The 2,860-nt window shown below is 65.9% G+C and carries 4 protein-coding genes; all 4 read right to left on the bottom strand.

What is annotated here, in order from left to right:
* The coding region (locus FJZ36_18830) for a J domain-containing protein (protein ID MBM3216954.1) at window positions 1–429 on the bottom strand (429 nt) is incomplete at its 3' end.
* A 30-nt stretch (window positions 430–459) separates the two neighbouring features.
* Complete coding sequence (locus tag FJZ36_18825) at window positions 460–645, bottom strand: type II toxin-antitoxin system HicA family toxin (GenBank protein ID MBM3216953.1); 186 nt, start codon at window positions 643–645, stop codon at window positions 460–462.
* Window positions 642–869, bottom strand: a complete 228-nt coding sequence (locus tag FJZ36_18820) for a type II toxin-antitoxin system HicB family antitoxin (protein MBM3216952.1) — start codon at window positions 867–869, stop codon at window positions 642–644. Before FJZ36_18820 ends, FJZ36_18825 begins: the two co-directional genes overlap by 4 nt.
* A gap of 113 nt (window positions 870–982) precedes the next feature.
* Window positions 983–2,689, bottom strand: coding sequence for a PHP domain-containing protein (locus FJZ36_18815; protein ID MBM3216951.1), 1,707 nt, complete (start codon window positions 2,687–2,689; stop codon window positions 983–985).
* Window positions 2,690–2,860: the final 171 nt, after the last annotated feature.

The raw sequence follows: 2,860 nt of genomic DNA, 5'->3' as shown, positions 1-2,860 counted from the left end.
AAGGAATTCGCAGTCTCGCGCGTCGCCGTCGTCGAGGTAGCGCTCTAGGTCGAGCGCCCCTGCGTCCGTTCCCGTCACGCGCAAGAGCCGGTCGAACTGCCGAAGCGCCTCGGCGGCATCCTCGATGAGCAGCAGGTCCAGGACGCGGTATGCCAGGTCGATGCGTGCGTTGTTGCAGGACGGGCGAGGCGCTGTCTGGCTCTGGGTGGCACGCATGCGCCGGTCGTAGAGGCGACGCTGGTGGTCGTTCGACAGGACGGCGTATGCGGCCGCGACGGCGTCGAAGAGGAGGCGCGCTTCGGCTTCGTTGCCGGGGTTCTTGTCGGGATGGTGGATCAGCGCAAGCCGTCTGTAGGCTCGTCGGATCTCGCCGATCGTCGCCTGGGGCGGCACGCCGAGGAGTGCATAGTAGTCTGGGTTGGCGTTCACTCAGCGTTCTGCACTGTACGCGCCACGTGGTTAGGGATCGGGTACGCCAAGATCGCGGCATATCTTGCGGGCAAGGAAGTCATCTATCTGTCGATGCCGGGGTACGGTGGACGTACGACTGTTGGCGGGATTGCAGACGACAGTGTGTTTGCTGCCTTCGCGGATCACTTCGCATCCATGCGCCGATAGGTGACGCATGAGATCGCGCCACTTCACTGAGGAGCCGGTACCAAGAGCGGCTCGCGCCGTACGTTGGTTCCTTGTAGCTGCCGTTCGGACAACTCGCGGTTGGCGGTGACGATCAGTTCGAGCGCCTCGCGTAGATTCTCACGCGCCTCCCTCAGGGTCCGCGCCTGCGTGTTGACGCCGGGGATCTCCTCCACGTAGGCAACATACCAGCGCCCTCGCTTCTCGTATACGGCGGTGAATTCGCCCTGCATCGGGATCGTGTCCTCTCGTTCTGAGCCGAAACCGGGCGCTCCGCAGAGCGACAGCACGGATGCGTGTATCCGTCGGCGACACGTCGATGAGCCGTCTCGCTACCAGTATGCTATCACAAGCCTGACGTCCGGAGCTTCCGCACGTCCTCCACCTGCCACGCGTTGACAACGTCGCCAGGCTCCAGCCACGCTCGCCGCGACGTCTTCAGCCCGTAGTCGATGTGGGCGAACGTCTCGTGACGATGCGCGTCCGTGTTGATCGACACGCGGACGCCCTTGTCCCTCGCTCGCGACAAGTAGACCGCGTTCAGGTCGAGCCGTTCCGGCGACGCGTTCAGCTCCAGCGCGACGCCCGTCGCCGACGCCTTCTCGATGAGCGCATCGACGTCCACCGCGTAGGGGTCCCGCTCGCCGAGGAGCCTGCCCGTCGGATGACCGACCACGCGCACGTATGGGTTCTCCATGGCGCGGCACATGCGTTCGGTCTGCTGCTTCTCCGGCAGCGTGAAGGCGGCGTGGACGCTCGCGACGACCCAGTCGAGCTGCGCCAGGAGCCCGTCGTGGAAGTCGAGGCTGCCGTCCTTCAGGATATCGACTTCGGAGCCGGCGAGGAGCGTGATCCTGCCCGCCAGGCTCTCGTTGACGTCGCGCACCTCGTCGATCTGACGTAGCAGGCGCTCCTCGTTGAGGCCGTTGGCGATGACCGTGGAGCGCGAATGATCCGTGATCGCCAGGTACTTGTACCCGCGCGCGATGGCTGCTTCCGCCATCTCGCGGATCGTGTGGCGCCCGTCGCTGTGGGACGTGTGACAGTGCAGGTCGCCGAGGTAATCCTCTTGCGTCATGAGCTTGGGCAGCGCGCCGGCGTCTGCGTGCTCGATGGCTCTCGTGCCCTCGCGGAGCTCCGGTTCGATGAACGGGAGTCCGAGGCGGTCGTAGATGGCGGCTTCGGAGAGACCGTGCCATGCGTCGCTCTCGGCGACGAGCGGAGGAAGGCTTCGCTCCGTCGCGCGGGCGTTCAGCGCGTCGAGGTGGTCGCGATCCGACGTCGTTGCGAGCCATGTGACGCCGAACTCGCGTGAAGGGGCGAGGTGGATGCGTATCGGGAACCCTCCGCCGAACTCGCCGCGAACCTGGCGCGTCAGGGAGCCGTCGCCCAGGCCGAACTTCGCCAGCGCCGCGCACGCGCGTCCGACATCCGCCGACGTCGCGACGATCTGGGCGCTCTTCGGCAACTCGACGCCCCGTCGCGCTTCGCCGGTATGGGCAATGCGCGTCGTCTCCGGGACGGTGCTGAGGAAGTCGCCGATCTGCTCGCCGATGTGCAGCACTTCGTGGAGCGGACGCTCGACGTTCCTCCGCCGGATGCGGGCGATGCCGGCGCGGATGTTGTCGACGGTCTTGGCTCCCATGCCTTTCATCTTGGCGAGCTTGCCGGCGCGGAGCGCTTCGTCGAGCGAGTCGAGGCTGTCGACGCCTAACTCGGTGTAGAGCCGTTTCGCCGTCTTGACGCCGATGCCAGAAATCGCCAGCAGGTCGAGCACCGTCGCCGGAACGCGTTCCAGGAGAGACCGATGCAGGTCGGACGTGCCTGTCTCGATAATCTGCGCGATGACGGCTGCGGTCGAGTCGCCGATGCCCGGCAGGTCGGTCAGGGTACCCGCGTCGAGGAGCGCCGCTGCGCTCTCGTTGAGCGCCTCGACCGTCTCCGCGACACGAGCGTATCGGTTCGCCTTGAACTCGTCCTCGCCTGCGATAACCATCAGATTCGCGAGGTCACGGAGCTGGGTAGACAACTCCTCGTTCGTCATGTGGCTCAAACTTCCGTCCTCACCGTGGAACCAAGCGATAGGCGCGTCCCGCCTCTCCTCGGAAAACGATCAGGTCGTCGTCGGGGGTTTCGGTTGCCACCGACACGCCGCCCGATTCGACGCCGGCTCCGCCTGCGACTCGGACGCGGCATTCGCCGTCTCGCGAGGGACGTATCTCCG

It is taken from the genome of Candidatus Poribacteria bacterium (assembly GCA_016866785.1).
Lineage (GTDB): Bacteria > Poribacteria > WGA-4E.
Note: the sequence above shows the minus strand (reverse complement) of the source record. Positions and strands in the feature narration are given on the sequence as shown.